We start from the raw sequence: 22,682 nt of genomic DNA on the forward strand, positions 1-22,682 counted from the left end.
GGAGCGAGCTTGCTCGCGAACAGCGTTACGCAGTAGCCGGCCCTTTCACGCCCACACGCCCCAGCAGCAGTTGCAACACACCCGCCACCACCAAAGCCGGCAGCGTTGCGCCCAGATCAGGCTGGTAGTTCGCCAACAGGTGATACACCACCACGCCGCCGCCCCAGGCCAGCAGCGAGCCCCAGCGCAGGCCATGGGGAATCGCGGCCGGCGCGCGGCGACGGAGGACGAAGTGATCGATCAGCACCACGCCGAACAGCGGGGCGAACACCGAGCCGATCAGCAGCAGGAAATTCTGGTACTGCGCAAGCGGCGCAAACCAGGCGATCAGGGTACAGATCACACCGATCGCCAGCGCCAGGTGTTCGACCTTGAGCGGCAGCAGGATGCCACTGGAGACCGCCGCCGAGTGAATGTCGGCGAAGGCCTTCTCCGATTCGTCGAGCAGGATCAGCAGCAGCGGGATGCCCATGCCCGCACCGGCCAGCGCCAGCAACAGCGCGTTGGCATCGCTGCCCTGGGCAAACGCCAGGGTGTAGGCCACGCCCAACCCCATCAGCCAGAAGCAGCCGATGAAGAAGCCCAGCGCCGCGCCGGTGAAGGTCTGCCCGGCGCGCTTGCCGAAGCGCGAGTAGTCGGCGATCAGCGGCAGCCACGACAGCGGCATGGCGATGGCGATGTCGAAGCCCACGGCGAAGGTCAGCGACCCATCGCCGGCCTTGGCCCAGAGCGCCGCCAGGTCGGCACGCTGGAACAGGTCGATGGTCAGCCAGATGCACGCGGCGATCAGCAGCCAGATCCCCCAGCGACGCAGCACACGGCGCACGAAGGCCAGCGGGCCGGCGACCGCCAGCAGGGTTGCCAGCGCGCCGAATACCAGGGTCCATAGCGCAGGGTTGCTCCAGGCGCCACCTTCACCGAAGGCGCGGGTCGCCAGCAGGCTGGCCGCATCGCGCATGACGATGATCTCGAAGGCGCCCCAGCCGACCAGCTGCAGCAGGTTGAGCAGCGCCGGCAACGCGGCGCCATGGCTGCCCAGGCTGAGCTTGAGCGAGGCCATGGCGGACAGGCCGGTGTCGGTGCCGATGACCCCGGCGCTGGCCAGCAGCAGCACGCCGACCAGGGTGCCGAGCAGGATCGCGCCCAGCGCGCCGGCCAGGCCCAGGCCCGGCGCCAACAGCGCACCGGTCTGCAGCACCATCAGGCCGATGCCCAGGGAGAACCAGAGGGAGAACAGGTCGCGCAGGCCGAGTACCCGCTGGGCGTTGCCCACGGCGGAAGTCGGTGAGTAGTCGATGGCGGTAGTGGTCACGATGCGTGCAGGGCTCGAAGGTTGGATTAGGTTTTGTTGTTTTTTGTAGGAGCGAGCTTGCTCGCGAACCGCCCAGTTGCGGAGTCGCCGGCAAAGGTTCGCGAGCAAACTCGCTCCTACAGGTATTGCACAGGCATCAAACCTGCTTGTAGATCACCGAGCCTTCGTCCTTGAAGCGCGCGGCCTGTTCCTGGAAGCCGGCCTCGATGGCCTTCTGCTCGTCGGTCAAGCCGTTTTCCTTGGCGTAGTCGCGGACTTCCTGGGTGATCTTCATGGAGCAGAACTTCGGCCCGCACATGGAACAGAAGTGCGCGACCTTGGCCGAGTCCTTGGGCAGGGTCTCGTCGTGGAAGGCGCGGGCGGTATCCGGGTCGAGGCCGAGGTTGAACTGGTCTTCCCAGCGGAACTCGAAACGCGCCTTGGACAGGGCGTTGTCGCGGATCTGCGCGCCCGGGTGGCCCTTGGCGAGGTCGGCGGCGTGCGCGGCGATCTTGTAGGTGATGATGCCGGTCTTCACGTCATCCTTGTTCGGCAGGCCCAGGTGCTCCTTGGGCGTGACGTAGCAGAGCATGGCGCAGCCGAACCAGCCGATCATCGCCGCGCCGATGCCGGAGGTGATGTGGTCGTAGCCCGGCGCAATGTCGGTGGTCAGCGGGCCGAGAGTGTAGAACGGCGCCTCATCGCAGCACTCCAGCTGCTTGTCCATGTTTTCCTTGATCAGGTGCATCGGCACGTGGCCAGGGCCTTCGATCAGCACCTGGACGTCGTGCTTCCAGGCGATGCGGGTCAGCTCGCCGAGGGTTTCCAGCTCGCCGAACTGCGCCGCGTCGTTGGCGTCGGCGATCGAACCCGGACGCAAGCCATCGCCCAGCGAGAAGCTGACGTCGTAGGCCTTCATGATTTCGCAGATTTCCTCGAAGTGGGTGTAGAGGAAATTCTCCTGGTGATGGGCCAGGCACCACTTGGCCATGATCGAGCCGCCACGGGAGACGATGCCGGTAACCCGCTTGGCGGTCAGCGGCACGTAGCGCAGCAGCACGCCGGCGTGGATGGTGAAGTAGTCCACGCCCTGCTCGGCCTGTTCGATCAGGGTGTCGCGGAAGATTTCCCAGGTCAGGTCCTCGGCGATGCCGTTGACCTTCTCCAGCGCCTGGTAGATCGGCACAGTGCCGATCGGTACCGGGCTGTTGCGCAGGATCCACTCGCGGGTCTCGTGGATGTGCTTGCCGGTGGACAGGTCCATCACCGTATCGGCGCCCCAGCGGATGCCCCAGGTAAGCTTTTCCACTTCTTCCTCGATGGAGGAACCCAGCGCGCTGTTGCCGATATTGCCGTTGACTTTCACCAGGAAGTTGCGGCCGATGATCATCGGTTCCAGTTCGGTGTGGTTGATGTTCGCCGGGATGATCGCGCGGCCACGGGCGACTTCCTCGCGGACGAACTCGGGAGTGATCTCCTGCGGAATGCTCGCGCCGAAGCTCTGGCCCGGATGCTGGGCGCCCAGCAGGCCGGCGGCGCGGGCCTCCTGCAGCTTCATGTTCTCGCGGATGGCGATGTATTCCATCTCGGGCGTGATGATGCCCTGGCGTGCGTAATGCATCTGCGTGACGTTCCCGCCCGCCTTGGCCCGACGCGGGGTGCGCACGTGAGCGAAGCGCAGGGCGTCCAGGCTGGCATCGGCCAGGCGCGACTGGCCGAACTCGGAGGTCAGGCCGGGGAGGATTTCGGTATCGCCGCGCTCGTCGATCCAGGCCGAGCGCACGTCCGGCAAGCCCTTGCGCAGGTCGATGCGAACGTCCGGGTCGGTGTAGGGGCCGGAGGTGTCGTAGACCATCACCGGGGCGTTCTTCTCGCCACCGAAGGCGGTCGGGGTGTCGGCGAGGGTGATTTCCCGCACAGGGACGCGGATGTCCGGGCGCGAGCCGGTCAGATAGACCTTTTTCGAATTCGGAAACGGCTGGGTCGACTGGCGATCGAGCTGTTCAAGGCGGGTGACGTTGTTCTTCTGGGTGCTCATCCTGGCTCTCCTTGGGTTGATTGCCGGGGAGAACCTGGAACGAGAGGAGCTGCTTGCTGCAGCGAAGGGACGCATCCCGTGAAGGGCTGGGGCCGGGGCGGAATACGCCGCGGGATGCGGTCTTCTTGTTCCCTACGCGGGTGCTAACCCGATCAGGTTCAACGGGATCCGGAACTATCCGATCTCAGCCCCTCGCAATGGGGCACCCCGACAAGAACGCCCGCAGTCTAATCAAGTGGACAGGGATTAGCCAATCGCCGTCCGACAGAATTCCTTGCGACCTCCTACAGGCAGCTACACTCCAGCCTCGGAAGGCTCGTACGAACGTGCCTTGACCGCCACCGGCGGCGACCGTAGCCTTGCCCCACCTCGCATCACTTTCCAGGATGAACGAATGCTGCGCAGACTCTCTCTGGCTGTCGCTGTTGCCGCTACGACAGGCTTTGCCTGGGCTGCCCAGCCCGCTCCGGCCGCTACTCCGCTGCCCACCAAGACGGATCTGATCAGCGTCTACAAGGACGCTGTCGACAATAACGCCGACCTCGCCGCCGCCCAGGCCGATTACCTGGCGCGCAAGGAAGCCGTGCCCCAGGCACGCTCCGGCCTGCTGCCGCAGATCAACGCCGGTGCCAGCACCGGGTCGACTCGCACCTCACTGGACACCCCCAGCGCCACGCTGAACCGCAATACCCAGCTGGTGCAGGCAAGCCTGAGCCAGCCGCTGTTCCGTGCGGACCGCTGGTTCCAGCTCAAGGCCGCGGAAAACACCACCGAACAGGCCCAGCTGGAATTTTCTGCAACGCAGCAACAGCTGATCCTGCAGACTGCGCAGACCTACTTCGGCGTGCTCCGAGCCCAGGACAACCTGGCGGCCAGCAAGGCCGAGGAAGCGGCGTTCAAGCGCCAGCTCGACCAGTCCAACGAGCGCTTCGACGTCGGCCTGTCCGACAAGACCGACGTGCTGGAATCCCAGGCGGGATACGACACCGCCCGCGCCAACCGGATCGTCGCCGAGCGCCAGGTGGATGACGCCTTCCAGGCCCTGGTGACCCTGACCAACCGCGAGTACAGCGCCATCGAGGGCATCCTCCACTCGCTGCCGGTGGTCGCGCCGATCCCCAATGACGCCAAGGCCTGGGTGGATACCTCGGTGCAGCAGAACCTGCGCCTGCAGGCCAGCAACTACGCGGTCGACGCCGCCGAAGAGACCCTGCGCCAGCGCAAGGCCGGCCACCTGCCGACCGTCGACGCCGTGGCCCAGTACCAGAAGGGCGACAACGATGCCCTGGGCTTTGCCAACTCCGGCGTACCGGGCGAGCCGCACTATGGCAAGTACGTCGACCAGAGCAGCATCGGCCTGCAACTGAACGTGCCGATCTACAGCGGCGGCCTGACCAGTTCCCAGGTCCGCGAGGCCTACCAGCGCCTCAACCAGAGCGAGCAGCTGCGCGAAAGCCAGCGCCGCCAGGTGGTACAGGACGCGCGCAACCAGCACCGTGCGGTGAACACCGACGTGGAGCAGGTGAAGGCGCGCCGCCAGGCGATCATCTCCAACCAGAGCTCGCTGGAAGCCACCGAGATCGGCTACCAGGTCGGTACCCGCAACATCGTCGACGTACTGGACGCCCAGCGTTCGCTGTACAACTCGGTGCGCGACTACAACAACACCCGCTATGACTACATCCTCGACAACCTGAGCCTCAAGCAGACCGCCGGCACCCTCGCGCCGAGCGACCTGGAAGCGCTGGGCAGCTACCTGAAACCGGACTACAACCCGGACAAGGACTTCCTCCCGCCAGACCTGGCCAAGGCCGCCGAGGCGCAGCTCAAGGCCGGTTCGAAATACTGATCCCGCCCTGCGAAAAAGCCCCGCGATGCGGGGCTTTTCCTTTGGACTCGCCGCCGACAGGGCGTCGCGCTCAATCGCGATACCCCGGCGAGACGCGATCCAGCATGCGCAGCAGCGCCGACCAGGCCAGGTCATAGCCATCCGGATCGCTCAATTCGCCTTCGGCCAGCGGTCGCGCCGGGGCGTTGAACTGCTGCTCGGTGTGGCGACATACCTCCTCCGGCGGAATCACCAGCTCGCCGCCCGCCTGGGCCGCCAACTGGATGTCGCAGGCCTTCTCCAGGTAGTACATGCGCAGGAACGCCTGCTGCACGGTCTGGCCGACCGTCAGCAGCCCATGGTTGCGCAGCATCAGGCCCAGGTGATCGCCCAGGTCGGCGACCAGGCGCTGTTGCTCGTCCATGGACAGGGCGATCCCTTCGTAATCGTGGTAGCCCAGCCGTCCGTAGAACTCCATCGACATCTGGTTCAGCGGCAGCAACCCGCAAGCCTGAGCCGCCACCGCGCAGCCGGCGCGGGTGTGGGTGTGCAGCACGCACTGCGCGTCCTCGCGGGCGCCGTGGATGGCACTGTGGATGACGAAGCCGGCCGGGTTGACCTTGTACGGCGACGGCTCCACGGCATGACCGGACAGGTCGATCTTCACCAGGCTCGAGGCAGTGATCTCGTCGAACATCAGGCCGTAGGGATTGATCAGGAAATGGTGTTCGGGACCAGGAATACGCACCGAGATATGCGTGAAGATCAGATCGGACATGCGGTAGTGCGCGATCAGGCGGTAGCAGGCCGCCAATTCCTCGCGCAGCTTCCATTCCTCGGGTGAACAGGTGGCGCGGCTGGGCGCCTGCAGCGACGTCATGGTGCACTTCTCCTCAAGGCAAGAAGACGCCGGGGCAGTCGCCCCAGCGTCACGGTCACGTTCTGGTTATTGCGCGGCCCAGGCGTTGAAGCGCTCTTCCAGCTCCTCGCCATGGTCGACCCAGAACTCATCGTCCATCGCCAGGCCCTGGGGCAGGTTCTGCGTCGAGGTCGGCACCCAGCCGGCGAGATCGGACGGCAGGCGTTCGGCGGCCTGCTTGTTGGTCGGACCATACGCAATGTGCTTCACGTAGTCGACCTGCGCATCGGGCTGGTTGGCGAAGGCGATGAAGCGCTTCGCCGCGTCGACGTGCTGCGAGCCCTTGATGATCGCCCAGTAGTCCATGCCATACAGGCTGCCCGGCCAGACCAGTTGCAGGTTGCGCCCGCCCTTGAAGGCATCGGCGATGCGCCCGGTGTAGGTGGTGGTCATCACCACGTCACCGGCGGCCAGCCACTGCGCGGGCTGCGCGCCGGCTTCCCACCACTGCACATAGGGCTTGATCTGGTTGAGCTTGGCGAAGGCGCGGTCGACACCGGCCTTGGTGCCCAATTCCTTGTAGACGTCCGCCGGCTTCACGCCGTCGGCCATCAGGGCGAACTCCAGGTTGTAGATGGCGCGCTTGCGCAGGCCACGCTTGCCGGGGAATTTCTTCACATCCCAGAAATCGGCCCAGGACTGCGGCGCCGGCTTGAGCTTGTCCGCGTCGTAGGCGATGGCCACGCCCCATACCAGCGCGGCCGAACCGCAATCCTTGGCGGCGTTGGGAATCAGCTGGTCCTTGCTGCCGATCTGCTGCCAGTCCAGCGGCACGAACAGGCCCTCGTCGCAGCCACGCGCAAGGTCAGGTCCTTCGATCTGCACCACGTCCCAGTCGGCGTGGCCGGTATCGGCCATCACCTTGATGCGCGCCATCTCGCCGTTGTATTCGGTCTGGGTCACACCAACCCCGGACTGCTTGCTGAACGGCTGGAAGAAGGCCGCTTCCTGGGCCTTCTGACCCGCGCCGCCATAACCGACCACCACCATGTTCTCGGCGGCCTGGGTGCCGCCGCAGCACAGCCCGAGGGCTAGCAGCAGTGGCGCGGCGGCGGTCTTGAGGAAGAAGCGTTTGTGGAAACTGCTTTGACGCAAAGTCATCGGGCATACCCCCAGTCGTAGGTGGCAGCGGGCGCAGCCGGAATGACTGCACACACGCAGGACGGGCGCGCCGGAACCACGGAGCAAGAAAGACAGGGCAGAGATGAATCGATTGCCAGCGGGTGGACCCGCCGTGCGAGGGGGTACCGTACGGGACGGTTCATGCGCCTCTCCTCTTGTAGTTGTTGTGGAGCACGTCGCGGTTGCCCCGGAAACTCCGGGAGCGGCATCGAAACTACCCAGTCAATTTTAAAAAAACAAGTTGATTTTTTACTGGCGGTAAATTTCCATAGCAAGAACTTAAACAACACTTTCCACCCAGGAGAAGTCGCCGTGTCCCAGGTTCGCCACTTCCAGCAATCCGCCCTGCAGTTCCAGTCCTACGGTGGACAAGACATCGAACGCGCCGCCATCTGCCGCCTGATCGGTCCGGCGGACAGCGAGACCATGGGCGCGGGCCTGGCGCGCTTCGACGGCGTCTCCATCGAGTGGACAGTGCTCTACGACGAACTGATCGTGGTGCTGGAAGGCAATTTCCGCCTGCGCCTGGCCGACCAGGTGATCGAGGCCAGGCCGGGCGACGTGATCTGGGTCCCCGAACGCACGCCGCTGGCCTACGAAGGCGAAAAAGCCTGCGTCTTCTACGCCCTCTACCCGGTGGACTGGCAGGCGCGCAACGCCTAGCTGGTCGACCGGCTGCGCGTCGGCGCAACTGCGTTGGAAACCGGCTCGGCATGCTCATTTACTGGAGTAAACTCCGCTGCCTCTCCGGTCTCCGCCTTGTTGCGCTCTAGCTCGCGCGGTCGATGTTTAGCGCTGTATTTACAACAAGAATCCGGAGTTGCCCGATGAGCCAGTTTCCCCACCTGTTCAGCCCGCTGCAGATCCGCGGCAAGGCGCTGAAGAACCGCATCATGTCCACCGGGCACGACACCTCGATGCCCACCGACAACCTGGTCAACGACCAGCTGGTGGCCTACCACACCGCCCGCGCCAAGGGTGGCGTCGGCCTGATCGTGCTACAGGTCGCCGGTGTGCACGACAGCGCCCGCTACACCTCCCACGTGCTGATGGCCACCGATGAGGAGTGCATCCCCGGCTACCGGCGCATCGCCGAGGCCTGCCACGCCGAGGGCACGGTAGTGCTGTCCCAGGTGTTCCACCCCGGCCGCGAAATCATGGAGTCCAGCGACGGCCTGCTGGCCGTGGCCTACGCACCGTCCGCCTCGCCCAACGAGCGCTTCCGCGTCATGCCCCGCGAGCTGAGCCAGGCGATGATCGACGAGATCATCGCAGGCTATGCCGCCGCCGCACGGCGCCTGCACACTGCCGGCATCGACGGCGTGGAAGTGGTGGCCAGCCACGGCTACCTGCCGGCGCAGTTCCTCAACCCACGGGTGAACCGCCGCAGCGACGGTTACAACGGCGATCTCGACGCCCGCCTGCGCTTCACCCGCGAGGTGATCGCCGCCATCCGCGCCGCCACCGACGAGGACTTCATCATCGGCCTGCGCATCTCCGCCGACGAACGCGATCCCGAAGGCCTCACCGAAGACGAATCGCTGCAGGGCGTCAAAGGGCTGCAGAAAGACCTGGACTACGTGCACATCGTCGCCGGCACCTCCGCCTCCCTGGGCGGCGCCATCCACATCGTGCCGCCGATGGCCATCGAAGCGGCCTACCTGGCCAACGAAGCCGGCACCTTCAAGCGCAATCTGGACATCCCGCTGTTCGTCACCGGGCGCATCAACCAGCCGCAGGAAGCCGAGCTGATCGTCGCCCGTGGCCAGGCCGATGTCTGCGGCATGACCCGCGCGCTGATCTGCGACCCGCAGATGCCCAGCAAGACCGAACGCGGCCACGTCGAGGACGTGCGCGCCTGCATCGCCTGCAACCAGGCATGCATCGGCCACTTCCACCGCGGCTACCCGATCTCCTGCATCCAGCATCCGGAAACCGGCCGCGAACTGATCTACGCCGAACGCAAGATGGCCGCCCAGCGCAAACGCGTCCTGGTGGTCGGTGGTGGGCCAGCCGGCATGAAGGCCGCCGCTGTCGCTGCCCAGCGTGGCCATGACGTCACCCTTTGCGAAGCCACCGCTCAGTTGGGCGGCCAGGTCAACCTCGCCCAACTCCTGCCGCGCCGCGCGGAGTTCGGCGGCGCCTCCACCAACCTGCAACGCGAGATGCAGCTGGCGGGCGTCGAAGTGCGCCGCAACACCCGCGTCGACCGCGCGCTGGTAGAAGCCGAGCGCCCCGACGTAGTGATCGTCGCCACCGGCGCCAAACCCTATCGCCCCCCTTACGAAGAAGCGGGCGAGCTGCAGGTGGTGGACGCCTGGCAGGTGCTGCGCGGCGAAGTGAAGCTCGGCCGCTCCGTTCTGGTCACCGACTGGCGCGCCGACTGGATCGCCCCCGGCATCGCCGAGCGCCTGGTACGCGACGGCCACCAGGTGCAACTCGCCGTGAACGGCACCCACGCCGGCGAAAGCCTGCCCCTCTACGTGCGCGATCACCTGGCTGGCGAGCTGCACCGCCTGGGCATCAGCATCACCACCTACGCCCGCCTGTACGGTGTGGACGACAGCACCGTCTACCTGCAGCACACCGCTAGCGGCGAGCCGATGCTGGTGGAAAACATCGACACTCTGGTGCTCTGCCAGGGCCACCAACCGGTGGACGAACTGGCCGACGAGATCGCCGACCTCGCCGAGGTACGCCGCATCGGCGACTGCCTGGCGCCACGCACGGCGGAAGAGGCGATCTACGAGGGACTCAAGGCGGGTTGGGCAATCTGAGCCCTGGCAAGGCAACTTCCTGTAGGAGCGAGCTTGCTTGCGAACCGCTCAGCGCCGAACTCGCCGGGAGCCTCGTTCGCGAGCAAGAACTGGGTGCCCCTCGCTCCTACGAAGAGCAAACGGTCCACAGCCCCGGCGCATTGTTTAGAATGCCCCACGACGACATTCGCCAGGACTCTCGCCGCATGAGCCGCAAAGCCCCGCAGGAAGCACCCGCCAACGCCGAAGCGCAGTTCCTCGGCACCCGCATCCGCGGCCTGCGCAAGCGGCGCGGCATGACCCTGTCGGCGCTGGCCGAGCAGAGCGGGCTCACCGCCGGCTACATCAGCCAGCTGGAGCGCAACCTGGCGTATCCGTCGATCCCGGCGCTGTTCAATATCGCCCGCAGCCTGGGCGTGACCATCCAGTGGTTCTTCGCCAGCGAAGTGCAGGTCGACCCGGCCGACGCCGGCTACGTGGTGCGGCGCAATGCCCGTACCAGCGTGCATTACGAGGATGGCATCGTCGACGAACTGCTCAGCCCGCAACCCAGCCGCCAGCTGGAGATCCTCCACTCGAAGTTCCCGCCCGGCACCTACAGCCAGCAGAGCTACAGCCATGAAGGCGAAGAAGCCGGCTACCTGCTCAGCGGCACGTTCGAGCTATGGGTGGGCGAGCGCTACTTCCTGCTCAATGAGGGCGACAGCTTCAGCTACTCCAGCCAGGAGCCGCATCGCTACGGCAATCCGGGTGACGTGGACGCGGTGGTGCTGTGGGTGATTACCCCGCCGACGTTCTGATCAGTCGCCCCAGCCCATCCAGCAACCGCCCGAGCGCGCCCTGGTTGGCTTTCATCACGCCACGCCCGGCCTCGGCCATGCGCTCGGCGCTTGCCGGCTCGTCCCACAGAGCGGCCACGGCCACTGCCAGCGAAGGTGCATCGGCCACCTCGCGCAGCGCCCCAACCTCGCGCAATTGCGCAGCGATTTCCAGGAAGTTGAACAGGTGCGGGCCGGATAAAACGGGCTTACCCAGCGCCGCCGGCTCCAGCAGGTTGTGGCCGCCATTGGGCACCAGGCTGCCGCCGACGAAGGCGACGTCGGCCAGCGCATAGAGGAACAGCAGTTCGCCCATGGTGTCGCCCAGCAGCACCCGGGTGTCCGCCGTGACCAGCTCGCCGGTGGAGCGACGCTGGGTACGGAAGCCTTCACGCTGGCACAATTCGAACATCGGGCCGAAGCGCTCCGGGTGGCGCGGCACCAGAAGCAGCAAGGCGTCCGGATGTTTTTCCAGCAGTTGGCGGTGCGCCGCCAGGATGATTTCGTCTTCGCCGACATGGGTGCTGGCAGCGATCCAGATCGGCCGCTGCTGTGCTTGCCATTGGGCGCGCAGATCACCGGCGCGGACCAGTAGTTCAGGGTCGATGGCCAGGTCGAACTTGATCGAGCCGGTGACGCTCACGCAGTCCGGGCGCGCGCCGAGCCGGCGGAAGCGCTCGGCTTCGGCCTCGGTCTGCACGGCGATCCAGCTCATCTCTTCGAGCATCGGCCGGGTCAGCCCGGCGAAACGCGCGTAGCCACGCGCCGAGCGCTCGGACAGCCGCGCATTGGCCAGCGCCACCGGAATACCGCGCTTGGCACACTGGTGGATATGGTTGGGCCACAGCTCGGTCTCCATGATCACGCCCAGCACCGGCCGTGCGCGGTCGAGGAAGCGCGCCGCCGCCCAGGGTAGGTCGTACGGCAGGTAGCAGTGCTGCACCTGGTCGCCGAACATCGCGCGGATGCGCTCGGAGCCGGTGGGCGTCATGCAGGTGACGGTGATCGGCAGGCCGGGATGACGTTGCATCAGCGCTCGGATCATCGGCGCGGCGGCGATGCTCTCGCCCACCGATACCGCATGCACCCAGATGCCGCCAGGCTTGAGCGCCGGCAGTCCGAGGGCGAAGCGCTCGCCAACGCGCTGGGCATAGGCCGGGGCCTTGCGCGAGCGCAGGAACAGGCGCAGCGCAACCAGCGGCAGGCCCAGGTGGAACAGCAGGGTATAGAGGGTCCGGTTCATGGCGGCGGAGAGTAGCAAATTAGCGGGCTTGGCGGCCGGACAATCCTGCATGGTGCATCGCTCCCACGAAGAGCAGGTCACACCGGCGCGGCGAGATGCTCCGCGAAGCACTCGCCCAGCCAGTTCGCCGCCGGCCCCAGCGGCTCGTCGCGGCGCCAGACCAGCTCCACCACCAGCGGCGGCGGCGTCCAGTCGCTGGCGAGCTCGACCAGCAACGGCTGGTAGGCGGGGTACTGCGCCACGTGGGTCGGCAGCCAGGCCCAGCCGAGGTCGCGCATCAGCAGTTCGGCCATGGCGTAGAAGCTGTCGGCGCGCCACACCAGCGGGCTGATCTGCTCGCCGCCGGGGTAGTGGCTGTCCTGCGGGGCCATCAGTAACTGGCGATGCCGAGCCAGCTCGCGACGGTCCGCATAATCCAGCTTCGCCAGCTCATGCCCGGCGCCACACACGGTGACCATCTCGATGGTGCCCAGGCGCTGCCGCTCGAGTTCCTGCGGCATACCCTCGTGATGGAACAGCAGACCAAGGTCCGCGCGGCGCTCCAGCAGCTTGCGCGCCACGTCGCCCTGGGCGCTGCTGGAAAGCTGCACCTCCACCGCGGGGAACTCCTGCGCCAGCGCCTGCAGCCCGGAGAGCACCGGTTGATAAGGCATCGCTTCATCCTGCGCCAATCGCAACAAGGGCTCGGTGCCGCGCACCAGCGACAGCGCGCGGCTCTCCAGCCGCTCGCACTGGCGCAGCACTTCGCGCGCCTCGTCCAGCAGCGCACGCCCTTCGACGGTCAGCACCGGCTGGCGGCCGCTGCTGCGCTCGAACAGGGTCACACCCAGGTCGCTTTCCAGCAGCGCGATGGAAGAACTCACGGCAGACTGCACCCGCTTGAGCTGCCGCGCGGCAGCGGAAAACGACGACTGATCGGCGACGCTGACGAACAGGCGCAACTGGTCCAGGTTCCACTGCATGGTCTATCTCCAGAACCCATCTCCAACTCAGATAGGTAATGACTTTATCCCATCAGCCACGGGACTAGAATGGCCGGCAGAATCGAACGTCAGCTGCGTGTCGCTCACAACGAGCGGCGTGTCGTTCCGGGGAGCACCCACCATGCCCGGCTATCTCTACCTCGCCATCGCCATCGTCGCCGAAGTCATCGCCACCGCCTCACTCAAATCGGTGAAGGGCCTGTCCACGCCTCTGCCGCTGGTACTGGTGATCGTCGGCTACGCCATTTCCTTCTGGATGCTCACCCTGGTGGTCCGCAGCATCCCGGTGGGCATCGCCTACGCTATCTGGGCCGGGCTGGGCATCGTGCTGGTCAGCATTGCAGCCCTGGTGCTCTACCAACAGAAGCTCGATACCGCCGCGCTGCTCGGCATGGGCCTGATCGTCAGTGGGGTGGTGGTGATCCAACTGTTTTCCGGTAACGCCGGTCACTGACGTGGCATCGGCGCGCGGCCTGCCGCCGCGCGCCATCGGGTTATACTGCGCGCCTTGTTTTCCCTTCGAGGCGCTTTCATGTCCGAATCCCTGAGCACCGACATCCTCATCGTCGGCGGCGGCATCGCCGGTCTCTGGCTCAACGCCCGCCTGCGTCGCTCCGGCTTTTCCACCTTGCTGGTGGAAAACACCGCGCTGGGGGGCGTGCAGAGCATGCGCTCGCAGGGGATCATCCATGGCGGCACCAAGTACGCGCTGCACGGCGCGCTGACCGGCGCCTCGGAAGCCATCGCCGACATGCCGGCCCTGTGGCGCGACTGCCTGGCCGGGACCGGCGAAGTGGACCTGCGCGGCGTACGCGTGCTGTCCGACGCCCACTACCTGTGGTCACCGGGCGGCCTGGCCGGTAATCTCACCAGCTTCTTCGCCAGCAAGGCGGTGCGCAGCCGCGTCGCCCAGGTGAAGGGCAGCGATCTGCCGCCCGCCCTGCAGGACAAGGCCTTCAAGGGCAAGGCCTACCGTCTCACTGAACTGGTGCTGGACGTGCCGAGCCTGATCGCCCGCCTCGCCGAACTGGCCGGAGACAGCCTGCTGGCCGGCGAACACATCGAAGCCCTGCGCGAAGGCGGCCAACTGGCCGGCCTGCGCGTGGACGGCCGCGAGATCCGCGCCCAGCGCGTGGTGCTCAGCGCCGGCGCCGGCAACGAGGCGCTGCTGCGCGAGCTGGGCCTGGAGCGCCCGGAAATGCAGCGCCGCCCGCTGCACATGGTGCTGGTCACCGCACCGACCCTGAAACCGCTCTACGCCCACTGCCTCGGCGGCGGGCCGAAGCCACGAGTCACCGTCACCACCCACCCGCTGAGCAATGGCGACTGGGTCTGGTACCTGGGAGGCGACATCGCCGAAGCCGGCGGTGTCGCGCGCAGCGAAGCCGAGCAGATCACCGAGGCGCAGCGCGAGCTGCACAAGCTGGTCCCGTGGATCGACCTTTCCACCGCGCGCTGGGCCACCTTGCGGGTGGACCGCGCGGAGCCTTCGCAGAACAACCTGCTGCGTCCGGACAGCGCCTTCCTCGCGGAGGACGGCGCATTGCTGGTCGGCTGGCCGACCAAGCTGGCCCTGGCGCCGAACTTCGCCGATCGCGTAGTGGAGTCCCTGGAGAAGAGCGGCGTCCGCCCGCAAGCCAGCGCCGCCCTGCCCAACCTGCCGCGCCCGGCCATGGCCAGCCCGGTGTGGGAGGAACTGTTCGGATGAAGACCCTGCATCACCTGCACCGCCCGCTGGGCAGCACCGGCCTGAACGTCTCGCCGCTGGGCCTGGGCACCGTTAAGCTCGGCCGCGACCAGGGCGTGAAGTATCCCGCGGGCTTTCGCATCCCCGATGACCGCGAGGCTGCCGACCTGATCGCCCTGGCCCGCGATCTGGGCATCAACCTGATCGACACCGCACCGGCCTATGGCCGCAGCGAAGAACGCCTCGGCCCGCTGCTGCGTGGCCAGCGCGATCAGTGGGTGATCGTCAGCAAGACCGGCGAGGAATTCGTCAGCGGCCAGTCGCAGTTCGACTTCAGCGCCGCCCACACGCGCCGCTCGGTAGAGCGCAGCCTCCAGCGCCTGGAGACCGACTACATCGACCTGGTGCTGGTGCACTCCGACGGCAACGACCTGGACATCCTGCGCGGCACCGAGGTCTACGCAACCTTGGAACAGCTGAAGGACGAAGGGCTGATCCGCGGCTTCGGTTTCTCCGGCAAGACCGCCGACGGCGGCCTCTTGGCCCTGGAGCGCGGCGACTGCGCCATGGTCACTTACAACCTCAACGAACAGGCGGAAAAGCTGGTGATCGACCATGCCCTGGCCCAGGGTCGCGGCATCCTGATCAAGAAGGCCCTGGCCAGCGGCCACGCCACCCTGGCGCCGGGTGTCGATCCGGTGCGCGCCAGCTTCGAGCTGGTGCTGGGCCATCCGGGCGTCGCCAGCGCCATTGTCGGCACCATCAATCCGTTGCACTTGGCGCACAACGTCAGCATCGCCGCCGAGGTGCTCGACCACTGATCGGCAGACGCCGTACGGTCATGTGGATTGCGTATTCCTGTGCCATGCTCCAACTCCCCCGGCGAAAACCGTGGGCACAGAAACTGTCGCCAGCTAGCCATTCCCCTGCAAAAATCTCGGAATCACCAAGACTTTCAGGGAAAAATCCGGAAATCTTTTTGATTTTCGATGACGCCAGGATCGGTGTCAGGCTGTCTAGGTTGTAGCGACCCGGTAAAGAACGATCGGCCGGTCCGTCTCCCGCAGACGGTCAGCGTTGGCGTCGGCGTCGCCTTTGAAAAGGACGCGCCCGGCGCAACCCGGCGCCCTGTACGAGAAGGAACCCCCACATGCCCCGTACGCTCGCCCGCAAGGACCCGACCGCCTTCAAGACCCTGCCGCTGCTGGTCGAAGCCAGCGCGGAAGGGCTCGCCTACCAGACCCTCGGCAAGCCCCTGAACTTCGCCCAGGTCCTGGAGAAACGCCGCCCCATCGAGATCAACGAGACCGAACGCTTTACCACCGAACTGGCCAATCTCGGCGTCTCGGTGCGCCTGACCCTGAATTACCAGGGCCGCGACCACTGGATCCTGGTGCGCCAGCGCCGCCTGGATCGTGGCGACACCGTGCTCAAGCTGATTTCCGGCTACGTGCCGGCCCATGAACTGAACCTGCCGCTGCTCACGGCAATTCAGGAAGTGGCCGAGGAATGCCTGGTGGAAACCGCCGACGGCTGGCTCGGCGGGCGCTTCGGCGACACCTGGCTGCCGACGCCCTATGAGGGCATCCTGCGCTACCGCGAAACCAGCCACTTCTCGCTCACCCCGCTGTCCGGCGCCTCGCGTCCGGTACAGGCCGGCGCGCTGCGCCTGCTGGAGCGCCCGCAAGCCTACGTGCACCTGCCGACGGCCTCCCTGCAACTGGTCTACGACTTGCGCATGGAACTGCCCAAGGACGCCCGCGAGGTCAGCCTGTTCCATGTCGACGAAAAACTCGAAAGCGGTCCGCTGGTGGCGCGCCTCGATCGCCGGCGCCCGGACCTCTACCTGTTGCCGCTGGAGCATGGCCAGCCCACTGGCGAACTCTTCACCCTGAGCAAGGGCGAACTGTGCAAGGCGAGTACCCGCGGCCTCTGGCTATCGGAAAGCTTCGCCGAACAGGAAGGCTGGCTGGTGCGCGAAGAGCGCATCCGTTTCCGCGAATGGATGGAGCAGTGGCCGCCCGCCGCCGGCAATGCCGGCAGCGGGCGACGCACGGCCTGAGGCCGTAACCTGATTCGCCCTGCCTGACGGTAGGGCGACGTCTGTAGCGAGCTTGCTCGCGAACCATGTCAGGCGGGTACGCCGGCGTTGAGCAGTTCGCGAGCAATAACTGGGCGTCCCCCTCGCTCCTACAACAGCTTCACTTCAATTGACTGGAACTCTTGCCCAGCAAGCGTCGCGCCACGATCAGCAACTGGATCTGCTGGGTGCCCTCGAAGATGTCGAGGATCTTCGAATCCCGAGCCCACTTCTCCAGCAACTCTTCCTCCCCATAGCCCAACGCACCGGCCAGCTCGACGCACTTGAGTGTCACCTCGTTGGCCACCCGCCCGGCCTTGGCCTTGGCGATAGAGGCCTCCTTGGAATTGGGCAGGCGATTGTCGGCCTTCCACGCCGCCTTCAGGGTCAGCAGGCGCGCGGCTTCCCATTCAGCTTCCAGGCGATAGAGCGTGGCTTCGGCATGGCTGGCGGTCAGCAGCGGCTGGCGATAGTCGAAGCGGCAACCCGCCTTCTTCAGTAGCTCGCGAGTACGGTCCAGCGAGGCCTTCGCCACGCCGATGGCCATAGCGGCCACCAGCGGCCGGGTGTTGTCGAAGGTTTCCATCACCCCGGCAAAGCCTTTCTGCACGTCGATCTCGGCATTGCCCAGCAGGTTCGCCGCCGGCACGCGGCAATCGGTGAAGCTGATCGAGGCGGTATCCGAGGCCTTGATCCCGAGCTTCTTCTCCAGCCGGGTGACGGTCATGCCCGGCGTGCCCTTCTCCACCACAAAGGACTTGATCGCCGCGCGGCCGAGGCTCTTGTCCAGGGTCGCCCACACCACCACCGCATCGGCGCGGGCGCCGGAGGTGACGAAGATCTTCTCGCCATTGAGCAGGTAGTGATCGCCATCGCGGGTTGCAATCGTGCGGATAGCAGCCGAGTCCGAGCCGCAGCCCGGCTCGGTGATCGCCATGGCCGCCCAGGTGCCGGAGAAGCGCTTGAGCTGCTCCTCATTGGCCACCGCAGCGATAGCGGCGTTGCCCAGGCCCTGGCGCGGCATGGCCAGCAGCAGGCCGGTATCGCCCCAGCACATTTCCATCACGCCCAGGCAGGCGGAGAGGTTGCCGCCGTTCTTCACGCCCTCCTCCGCGCCGGCCTTGCGCTTGCTGGCCGAGGTGGCGCCGACGGCGTCCGGCGAACCGGCGTTCATGCCGTCCAGCAGCGCCGCCAGCAGGTCCAGTTCCTTGGGATAGGCGTGTTCGGCCTTGTCGTACTTGCGCGAAATCGGCCGCAGGTAGTTCTCGGCGACCTGACGGGCCTGGTTCTGCAAGGTGCGGAATTTCTTCGGTGTCTCGAGGTACATGCAAGGCTCCTAAGCGGAGCTCATCGCGTTGCGAGCGAAGCGCAGCCAAGGCGGAAACGGACGAGGAAGCGGAGTCTACTGTTGTAAATGAGCATTCCGAGTTCGTTTCCAACGCCGGCTGGGCGAGCACAGCAGCGATGAGCCCGCGTTACAGGTGTAGGCCGCCGGCCATCAAACTCACGGCGCGCAGGTCGCGGTACCAGCGCTCGGCCGGGTGTTCCTGGGTGAAACCGTGGCCGCCGAGCAGTTGCACCGCGTCGGTGCCGATCTTCATCGCCTTCTCGGCGCAGAGCAGCTTCGCGAGATAGGCCTCGCGGTGGAACGCCTGGCCACGTTCGGCCAGCGCGCACGCACGCCAGACCATCAGGCGCATGGCGTCCAGTTCGACGGCAATATCCGCGACCATGAAGGCCACACCCTGACGGTGGCTGATCGGCTCGCCGAAGGCTTCGCGCTCGTTGCAGTAGGTGATCACGTAGTCCAGCGCGGCCTGCGCGGTACCCACGGCCAGCGCACACCAGGCCAGCGCGGTGTGATCGAGGAAGGATTGATAGTCGAAGCGCTCGGCTGCCAACCGCTGTTCGGCCGGGACTCTCACCCCCTTGAAGCGAACCCGCGCGGTGCCGGTGGCTTTCAGCCCCATCGCCGGCTCGGCACGCACTTCGACGCCCTTGGCACGGGTATCGACGAGGAACAGCGCCGGGCCGTCGCCGGCATCCGCGGCGACGATCAGCTTCTGCGCATCCACGCCGCGCACCACCAGGCACTTCTCGCCGGATAGCGTGTAGCTCGAACCGCGCTTGCGGGCCCTGGTGGACAGGCGCTGTGGATCAGCCAGCAACTGCGGCTCGTTCACCGCGATGGCGATCAGCGGCGCGGCCTCTTCAGCGACAAAGGCCGGCAGCCAGCGCGCCTGCTGTTCGGGCGAGGCCCAGCGGCGAATACAGTTGGCCGCCGACAAGGGAACCAGCAGCGCGGCAGCCAGACTCAGGTCGCCGCGGGCGAGGGATTCGGCGATCAGCGCGTTGGTCACCACGGTGCGTTCGCCGGCCATGCCGCCATGCACTTCGCTGACGCCATAGTGGGTCAGCCCCAGCTCCTGCGCCTGGGCCAGCAGTTCGAGACTGAGATGGGCCCTGGCGTCGGCCTCATGGGCGGCCGGGCGAAGCACTTCGGCGGCGAAGCCTTCGAGCATCTCCACCAGCATCTGCTGCTCGTCGGACAGGGACAGGTCGAACAGCCCATCGGGATCGGCCTTGCGTGGGGTCTTGGGCTGCTTGGCGGCGCGCTCGCTGGCCAACCGAAAACCGGTGCGGCTGCCGCTGTAGAGCAGTCTTTCGAAAGGCTTGCGCAGCTTCAGTCGGTCCGGCCAGTCGGCCTGGGCGACACGGTTCAGCACGGCCAGGGCGCGGCCCTGCACGTCGGTGGTCATGGCATCTCGCTCCGCGGAGGGTGGATGCCCCGATCATGCGCTGCAAAATGCCGCAGGGACCATGACCGCTTTGCCGTTGGTCGCTGGCAGAGCGGTCAGTGCATGGGGCACAAACAAAAAGGGCGCTACCCGGTAGCGCCCTTTCTGGGGAGGGGAGGCTCAGCCCTGGTGACGAATCTTCTCGACGATGGCGGTGGTGGAGCTGTTTTCCACCAGGCCCAGCACGCGGACTTCGCCGCCGTAGGCCTTGACGATGTCGGCACCCACGACCTGATCGACGCCATAGTCGCCGCCTTTCACCAGCACGTCCGGGCGGACTTCGCTGAGCAGGCGCTCGGGTGTGTCTTCGGCGAAGCTGACGACCCAGTCCACCGCGCCGAGGCCGGCGAGCACGGCCATGCGGCGGTCGACGCTGTTGATCGGGCGGCCAGGGCCTTTCAGGCGGGTCACCGAGCCGTCGTCGTTGACCCCGACGATCAGGCGGTCGCCCTGGGCGCGCGCCTGCTCCAGGTAGGTCACGTGGCCGGCGTGGAGGATGTCGAAGCAGCCGTTGGTGAAGACGATCTTCTCGCCGTGGGCGCGGGCGTCCTCGATGGCCAGCAGCAGTTGGTCGAGGCTCAGTACGCCCCGCTCGGAGCCCTGCTCGCGCTGCACGGCGCGACGCAGTTCCGGGGCGCTGATGGCGGCGGTGCCGAGCTTGCCGACGACGATGCCGGCGGCGAGATTGGCCAGGGCCACGGCCTGCGGCAGGTCCTCGCCAGCAGCGATGGCGCCGGCCAGGGTGGAAATCACCGTGTCGCCAGCACCGGTGACGTCGAACACTTCGCGGGCGCGGGCCGGCAGGTGCAGGGCGCTGTGGCCAGGGCGCAGCAGGGTCATGCCGTGTTCGCCACGGGTGACCAGCAGCGCACCGAGCTCCAGCTCGGTCATCAGTTGCTGACCCTTGGCAACCAGATCGGCTTCATCGGTGCAGCGACCGACGATGGCTTCGAATTCGGAGAGGTTCGGGGTGATCAGGCTGGCGCCACGGTAGATGGCGAAGTCCTTGCCCTTGGGATCGGCCAGCACCGGGATATTGCGTTTGCGCGCGGCCTGGATCAGTGCCTGGTGGTTCTTCAGCGCGCCCTTGCCGTAGTCGGAGAGCACCAGTACACGGACCTGGTCCAGCAGCGCTTCGACATCGGCGGACAGCGCCACCGCGTCGGTGCGGAAGGCTTCCTCGAAGTCCACGCGCAGCAATTGCTGGTGGCGGCTCATGACCCGCAGCTTGACGATGGTCGGCTGGCCGGCGATGCGCTGGAAGCGGGTGGTCACGCCCACGGCCTGCAGGCTGTCGCTCAGGCTGTCGGCGGCCTCGTCGACACCAGTGACGCCGACCAGGAAGGCCGGTGCGCCGAGGGCGGCAAGGTTCAGCGCGACGTTGGCGGCGCCGCCGGGGCGGTCCTCATGCTGCTCGACCCGCACCACGGGCACCGGCGCCTCGGGCGAGATGCGCGAGGTCGCGCCGTGCCAGTAGCGGTCGAGCATCACGTCGCCGACTACTAGAACGGGGGCCTGATCGAATCGGGGCATGGTCAATTTCATGGGAACTCCGCAGGTCGAAATCGCCGCGGATAATACCATAGCCGCCCGGTGCGACTTGCGCCGGTCAGGGCAGTCTGCGGACCCAGAACAGCTCGTGGCGACGCACCGCCTTGCGGAAGAACTCGTCGTCACCGGTGACCGGCCACTGGCGCCCGGCGAACACACGCTGGATCAGCCGGCGCAGGCGCTTCTTGCCGGTCAGTGGGGTCTGCAGATCGTGCTGCAGGGCCAGGGCCTGGGCTTTGTCGATGCGCGTCGCGGCATCCAGCACCGGGCTCCACAGCGGGTCGGCCGGCAATGCCTCGATACAAGGTGGCAGGGCGATACCGCCATCGGCCGGCCCCATGGGCCAGCGATCGTTGTCGTGCAGGTGGTTGGCGTAAAGCAGCAGGGTCTGCGGCTGCCAGCTGCTGCGTTCGATGGCCTCCAGGGTCGCGCGGGTAGCGTGCACGTGGTCGGCGTGGGGGTCCAGCTCCGGGTGAGCGGTAAGGATCACCTCAGGGCGGATGTGTTCGATCAGTGTGGTGAGGTCAGCCACCAGGTTGAGCCACGTCGGCGCACCGTCGCTGTCGGCCGGCAGCGCGAACGGATTGAAGCCGCGTACGCTGCGGATGTCGGTCTCGCCGGACTCCTTCGAGCCGAACGCCTGGCTCGGCTCGGCAGCCATGGCCGGCAGTTGCAGGCAGTAGTAGCCCAGTTGCACGCAACGCTCGGCCGGCACGCCCCCCCAGAGCGGCGCAGCAATGCTGTCCCAGGTGCGCAGACGGCCCTTGAGTCTGGCAGCCTCGGCCTTGCCCAGCCCGAGACGCTGGTAGTGTTCGGCCTCGATCTCACCCTGGGTCAGGGTGACGATCCAGGCTTCCGGGCAGCGGCTGTACTGGCCGAAGGCAGCCAATTCGGCGTCATCGGCGTGAGGGGCGATGATCAGCAGGCGCTGCCGGGCGTAATCGGGGTTGTCGAAGGCATGCAGCACGCCCTGCTGCGCCAGCCGGCAATGGCGGCTGCGGATGCGCAGGTGCCCGGCACGCAATGCTGCGCCCTGGCCGGAGAGGTTGATGTAGCGCTTGCCGCTGACACCCCGTTCGAAGTCCTGGCGGTCGTTCTCGACGCCCTCGATCAACACCTGCGGATCGAGCCAGCGGCCGAGCAGCGAGGCTTTCACCTCGATCTCCAGCACCAGGGTCTCTTCCCGCTCCGGCAACGCGCCGGTGGCAACGTGCAAGCCGTGCGGGCCCAGGGAGACCGGCAGCGCGACGGAGCCTTCGGGGAAGTCGTAGCGGTAGTCGTCGCGCGGCGAGTAGAACAGGTGATCGGCGAACCACGCCTCGTGGGCGACCCAGCCGAGCAACACGGCCAGCGGCACACTCCACCAGGGCGCGAAGATACCCAGCAGGATCAGCGCCAGCAGGGCGACGAGCAGAACCACACGCTTCTTGCGGCGGTGCTGTTTGAGCAGATGCTGTTTGCGGGCGGTCACGCGGGGATCTCTCTCAAGGCAAATGGTGGACGAGGGCCGCTCAAACGGTGAGGCTTGAGGTTCGGGTTCTCCCCTGTCCCTGAAGGAAGAGGGGCCT

General features: G+C 66.6%; 18 protein-coding genes and 1 riboswitch. Of the genes, 8 read left to right on the forward strand and 10 right to left on the reverse strand.

Going from position 1 to position 22,682, the window contains the following annotated elements; genetic code table 11:
* Positions 1-25: 25 nt before the first annotated feature.
* Both cytX and thiC read right to left on the reverse strand, forming a co-directional pair.
* On the reverse strand, positions 26-1,312 hold the full coding sequence (gene cytX, locus PNI01S_RS16570; protein WP_084358635.1) for a putative hydroxymethylpyrimidine transporter CytX: 1,287 nt from the start codon (positions 1,310-1,312) through the stop codon (positions 26-28).
* Between the two features lie 136 nt (positions 1,313-1,448).
* Positions 1,449-3,329, reverse strand: a complete 1,881-nt coding sequence (thiC, locus tag PNI01S_RS16575) for a phosphomethylpyrimidine synthase ThiC (RefSeq protein ID WP_024764298.1) — start codon at positions 3,327-3,329, stop codon at positions 1,449-1,451.
* A 112-nt stretch (positions 3,330-3,441) separates the two neighbouring features.
* Positions 3,442-3,549, reverse strand: a riboswitch (TPP riboswitch).
* A gap of 174 nt (positions 3,550-3,723) precedes the next feature.
* Here thiC and PNI01S_RS16580 point away from each other — a divergent pair.
* On the forward strand, positions 3,724-5,178 hold the full coding sequence (locus PNI01S_RS16580; RefSeq protein WP_065085580.1) for a TolC family outer membrane protein: 1,455 nt from the start codon (positions 3,724-3,726) through the stop codon (positions 5,176-5,178).
* Positions 5,179-5,248: 70 nt separating this feature from the next.
* Here the strand turns inward: PNI01S_RS16580 and PNI01S_RS16585 are convergent, their stop codons facing one another.
* Both PNI01S_RS16585 and PNI01S_RS16590 read right to left on the reverse strand, forming a co-directional pair.
* Positions 5,249-6,037 (reverse strand): class II aldolase/adducin family protein, encoded by a 789-nt coding sequence (locus PNI01S_RS16585; protein WP_024764297.1) that lies wholly within the window; start codon positions 6,035-6,037, stop codon positions 5,249-5,251.
* 66 nt (positions 6,038-6,103) lie between these two features.
* Positions 6,104-7,177 carry an ABC transporter substrate-binding protein gene (locus PNI01S_RS16590; protein ID WP_084358636.1) on the reverse strand — a complete coding sequence of 358 codons (1,074 nt, stop codon included), beginning with the start codon at positions 7,175-7,177 and terminating at the stop codon, positions 6,104-6,106.
* Between the two features lie 333 nt (positions 7,178-7,510).
* Between PNI01S_RS16590 and PNI01S_RS16595 the strand changes: the two genes are divergently transcribed.
* The 3 genes from PNI01S_RS16595 (at position 7,511) to PNI01S_RS16605 (ending at position 10,754) form a co-directional block, all read left to right on the forward strand.
* Positions 7,511-7,861, forward strand: a complete 351-nt coding sequence (locus PNI01S_RS16595; protein WP_065085583.1) for a EutQ-related cupin domain-containing protein — start codon at positions 7,511-7,513, stop codon at positions 7,859-7,861.
* Between the two features lie 164 nt (positions 7,862-8,025).
* On the forward strand, positions 8,026-9,975 hold the full coding sequence (locus tag PNI01S_RS16600; RefSeq protein ID WP_084358637.1) for an oxidoreductase: 1,950 nt from the start codon (positions 8,026-8,028) through the stop codon (positions 9,973-9,975).
* Between the two features lie 185 nt (positions 9,976-10,160).
* A complete protein-coding gene (locus PNI01S_RS16605) occupies positions 10,161-10,754 on the forward strand; it encodes a helix-turn-helix domain-containing protein (RefSeq protein WP_084358638.1) in 594 nt (197 codons plus the stop codon).
* Here PNI01S_RS16605 and waaA read toward each other — a convergent pair.
* Positions 10,735-12,015 (reverse strand): lipid IV(A) 3-deoxy-D-manno-octulosonic acid transferase, encoded by a 1,281-nt coding sequence (gene waaA / locus PNI01S_RS16610; protein WP_084358678.1) that lies wholly within the window; start codon positions 12,013-12,015, stop codon positions 10,735-10,737. The genes PNI01S_RS16605 and waaA overlap by 20 nt on opposite strands.
* A 77-nt stretch (positions 12,016-12,092) precedes the next feature.
* Complete coding sequence (locus tag PNI01S_RS16615) at positions 12,093-12,977, reverse strand: LysR family transcriptional regulator (RefSeq protein ID WP_024764291.1); 885 nt, start codon at positions 12,975-12,977, stop codon at positions 12,093-12,095.
* A 142-nt stretch (positions 12,978-13,119) separates the two neighbouring features.
* Between PNI01S_RS16615 and PNI01S_RS16620 the strand changes: the two genes are divergently transcribed.
* From PNI01S_RS16620 to PNI01S_RS16635, 4 genes are all read left to right on the forward strand, one after another.
* Positions 13,120-13,452 (forward strand): DMT family transporter, encoded by a 333-nt coding sequence (locus PNI01S_RS16620; protein ID WP_024764290.1) that lies wholly within the window; start codon positions 13,120-13,122, stop codon positions 13,450-13,452.
* Between the two features lie 78 nt (positions 13,453-13,530).
* Positions 13,531-14,706 (forward strand): NAD(P)/FAD-dependent oxidoreductase, encoded by a 1,176-nt coding sequence (locus tag PNI01S_RS16625; protein WP_065085586.1) that lies wholly within the window; start codon positions 13,531-13,533, stop codon positions 14,704-14,706.
* The gene (locus PNI01S_RS16630) at positions 14,703-15,506 is read left to right on the forward strand and encodes an aldo/keto reductase (RefSeq protein WP_084358639.1); all 804 of its coding nucleotides are present in this window, start codon (positions 14,703-14,705) and stop codon (positions 15,504-15,506) included. The genes PNI01S_RS16625 and PNI01S_RS16630 overlap by 4 nt, the downstream gene beginning before the upstream one ends.
* A 329-nt stretch (positions 15,507-15,835) precedes the next feature.
* The gene (locus PNI01S_RS16635; protein WP_054906319.1) at positions 15,836-16,747 is read left to right on the forward strand and encodes an NUDIX hydrolase; all 912 of its coding nucleotides are present in this window, start codon (positions 15,836-15,838) and stop codon (positions 16,745-16,747) included.
* Between the two features lie 139 nt (positions 16,748-16,886).
* Here PNI01S_RS16635 and PNI01S_RS16640 read toward each other — a convergent pair whose 3' ends face one another.
* The 4 genes from PNI01S_RS16640 to PNI01S_RS16655 form a co-directional block, all read right to left on the reverse strand.
* Positions 16,887-18,092: an acyl-CoA dehydrogenase family protein gene (locus tag PNI01S_RS16640; protein ID WP_084358640.1), complete on the reverse strand. Its 1,206-nt coding sequence runs from the start codon at positions 18,090-18,092 to the stop codon at positions 16,887-16,889.
* A 148-nt stretch (positions 18,093-18,240) separates the two neighbouring features.
* On the reverse strand, positions 18,241-19,524 hold the full coding sequence (locus PNI01S_RS16645) for an acyl-CoA dehydrogenase family protein (protein WP_084358641.1): 1,284 nt from the start codon (positions 19,522-19,524) through the stop codon (positions 18,241-18,243).
* Between the two features lie 159 nt (positions 19,525-19,683).
* Positions 19,684-21,108, reverse strand: a complete 1,425-nt coding sequence (gene hldE, locus PNI01S_RS16650; protein ID WP_024764284.1) for a bifunctional D-glycero-beta-D-manno-heptose-7-phosphate kinase/D-glycero-beta-D-manno-heptose 1-phosphate adenylyltransferase HldE — start codon at positions 21,106-21,108, stop codon at positions 19,684-19,686.
* A gap of 64 nt (positions 21,109-21,172) precedes the next feature.
* Positions 21,173-22,585, reverse strand: coding sequence for a PIG-L deacetylase family protein (locus PNI01S_RS16655; protein ID WP_084358642.1), 1,413 nt, complete (start codon positions 22,583-22,585; stop codon positions 21,173-21,175).
* Between the last annotated feature and the right edge of the window lie 97 nt (positions 22,586-22,682).

The organism is Pseudomonas nitroreducens NBRC 12694, from assembly GCF_002091755.1.
Taxonomy (GTDB): domain Bacteria; phylum Pseudomonadota; class Gammaproteobacteria; order Pseudomonadales; family Pseudomonadaceae; genus Pseudomonas; species Pseudomonas nitroreducens.

Excerpts from the sequence above, each read along its gene's own strand:
- thiC (WP_024764298.1), bottom strand. The coding sequence starts at position 3,329 with ATGAGCACCCAGAAGAACAACGTCACCCGCCTTGAACAGCTCGATCGC.
- PNI01S_RS16580 (WP_065085580.1), top strand. The coding sequence starts at position 3,724 with ATGCTGCGCAGACTCTCTCTGGCTGTCGCTGTTGCCGCTACGACAGGC.
- PNI01S_RS16585 (WP_024764297.1), bottom strand. The coding sequence starts at position 6,037 with ATGACGTCGCTGCAGGCGCCCAGCCGCGCCACCTGTTCACCCGAGGAA.
- PNI01S_RS16590 (WP_084358636.1), bottom strand. The coding sequence starts at position 7,177 with ATGACTTTGCGTCAAAGCAGTTTCCACAAACGCTTCTTCCTCAAGACC.
- PNI01S_RS16600 (WP_084358637.1), top strand. The coding sequence starts at position 8,026 with ATGAGCCAGTTTCCCCACCTGTTCAGCCCGCTGCAGATCCGCGGCAAG.
- PNI01S_RS16605 (WP_084358638.1), top strand. The coding sequence starts at position 10,161 with ATGAGCCGCAAAGCCCCGCAGGAAGCACCCGCCAACGCCGAAGCGCAG.
- waaA (WP_084358678.1), bottom strand. The coding sequence starts at position 12,015 with ATGAACCGGACCCTCTATACCCTGCTGTTCCACCTGGGCCTGCCGCTG.
- PNI01S_RS16615 (WP_024764291.1), bottom strand. The coding sequence starts at position 12,977 with ATGCAGTGGAACCTGGACCAGTTGCGCCTGTTCGTCAGCGTCGCCGAT.
- PNI01S_RS16620 (WP_024764290.1), top strand. The coding sequence starts at position 13,120 with ATGCCCGGCTATCTCTACCTCGCCATCGCCATCGTCGCCGAAGTCATC.
- PNI01S_RS16625 (WP_065085586.1), top strand. The coding sequence starts at position 13,531 with ATGTCCGAATCCCTGAGCACCGACATCCTCATCGTCGGCGGCGGCATC.
- PNI01S_RS16630 (WP_084358639.1), top strand. The coding sequence starts at position 14,703 with ATGAAGACCCTGCATCACCTGCACCGCCCGCTGGGCAGCACCGGCCTG.
- PNI01S_RS16635 (WP_054906319.1), top strand. The coding sequence starts at position 15,836 with ATGCCCCGTACGCTCGCCCGCAAGGACCCGACCGCCTTCAAGACCCTG.
- PNI01S_RS16640 (WP_084358640.1), bottom strand. The coding sequence starts at position 18,092 with ATGTACCTCGAGACACCGAAGAAATTCCGCACCTTGCAGAACCAGGCC.
- PNI01S_RS16645 (WP_084358641.1), bottom strand. The coding sequence starts at position 19,524 with ATGACCACCGACGTGCAGGGCCGCGCCCTGGCCGTGCTGAACCGTGTC.
- hldE (WP_024764284.1), bottom strand. The coding sequence starts at position 21,108 with ATGAAATTGACCATGCCCCGATTCGATCAGGCCCCCGTTCTAGTAGTC.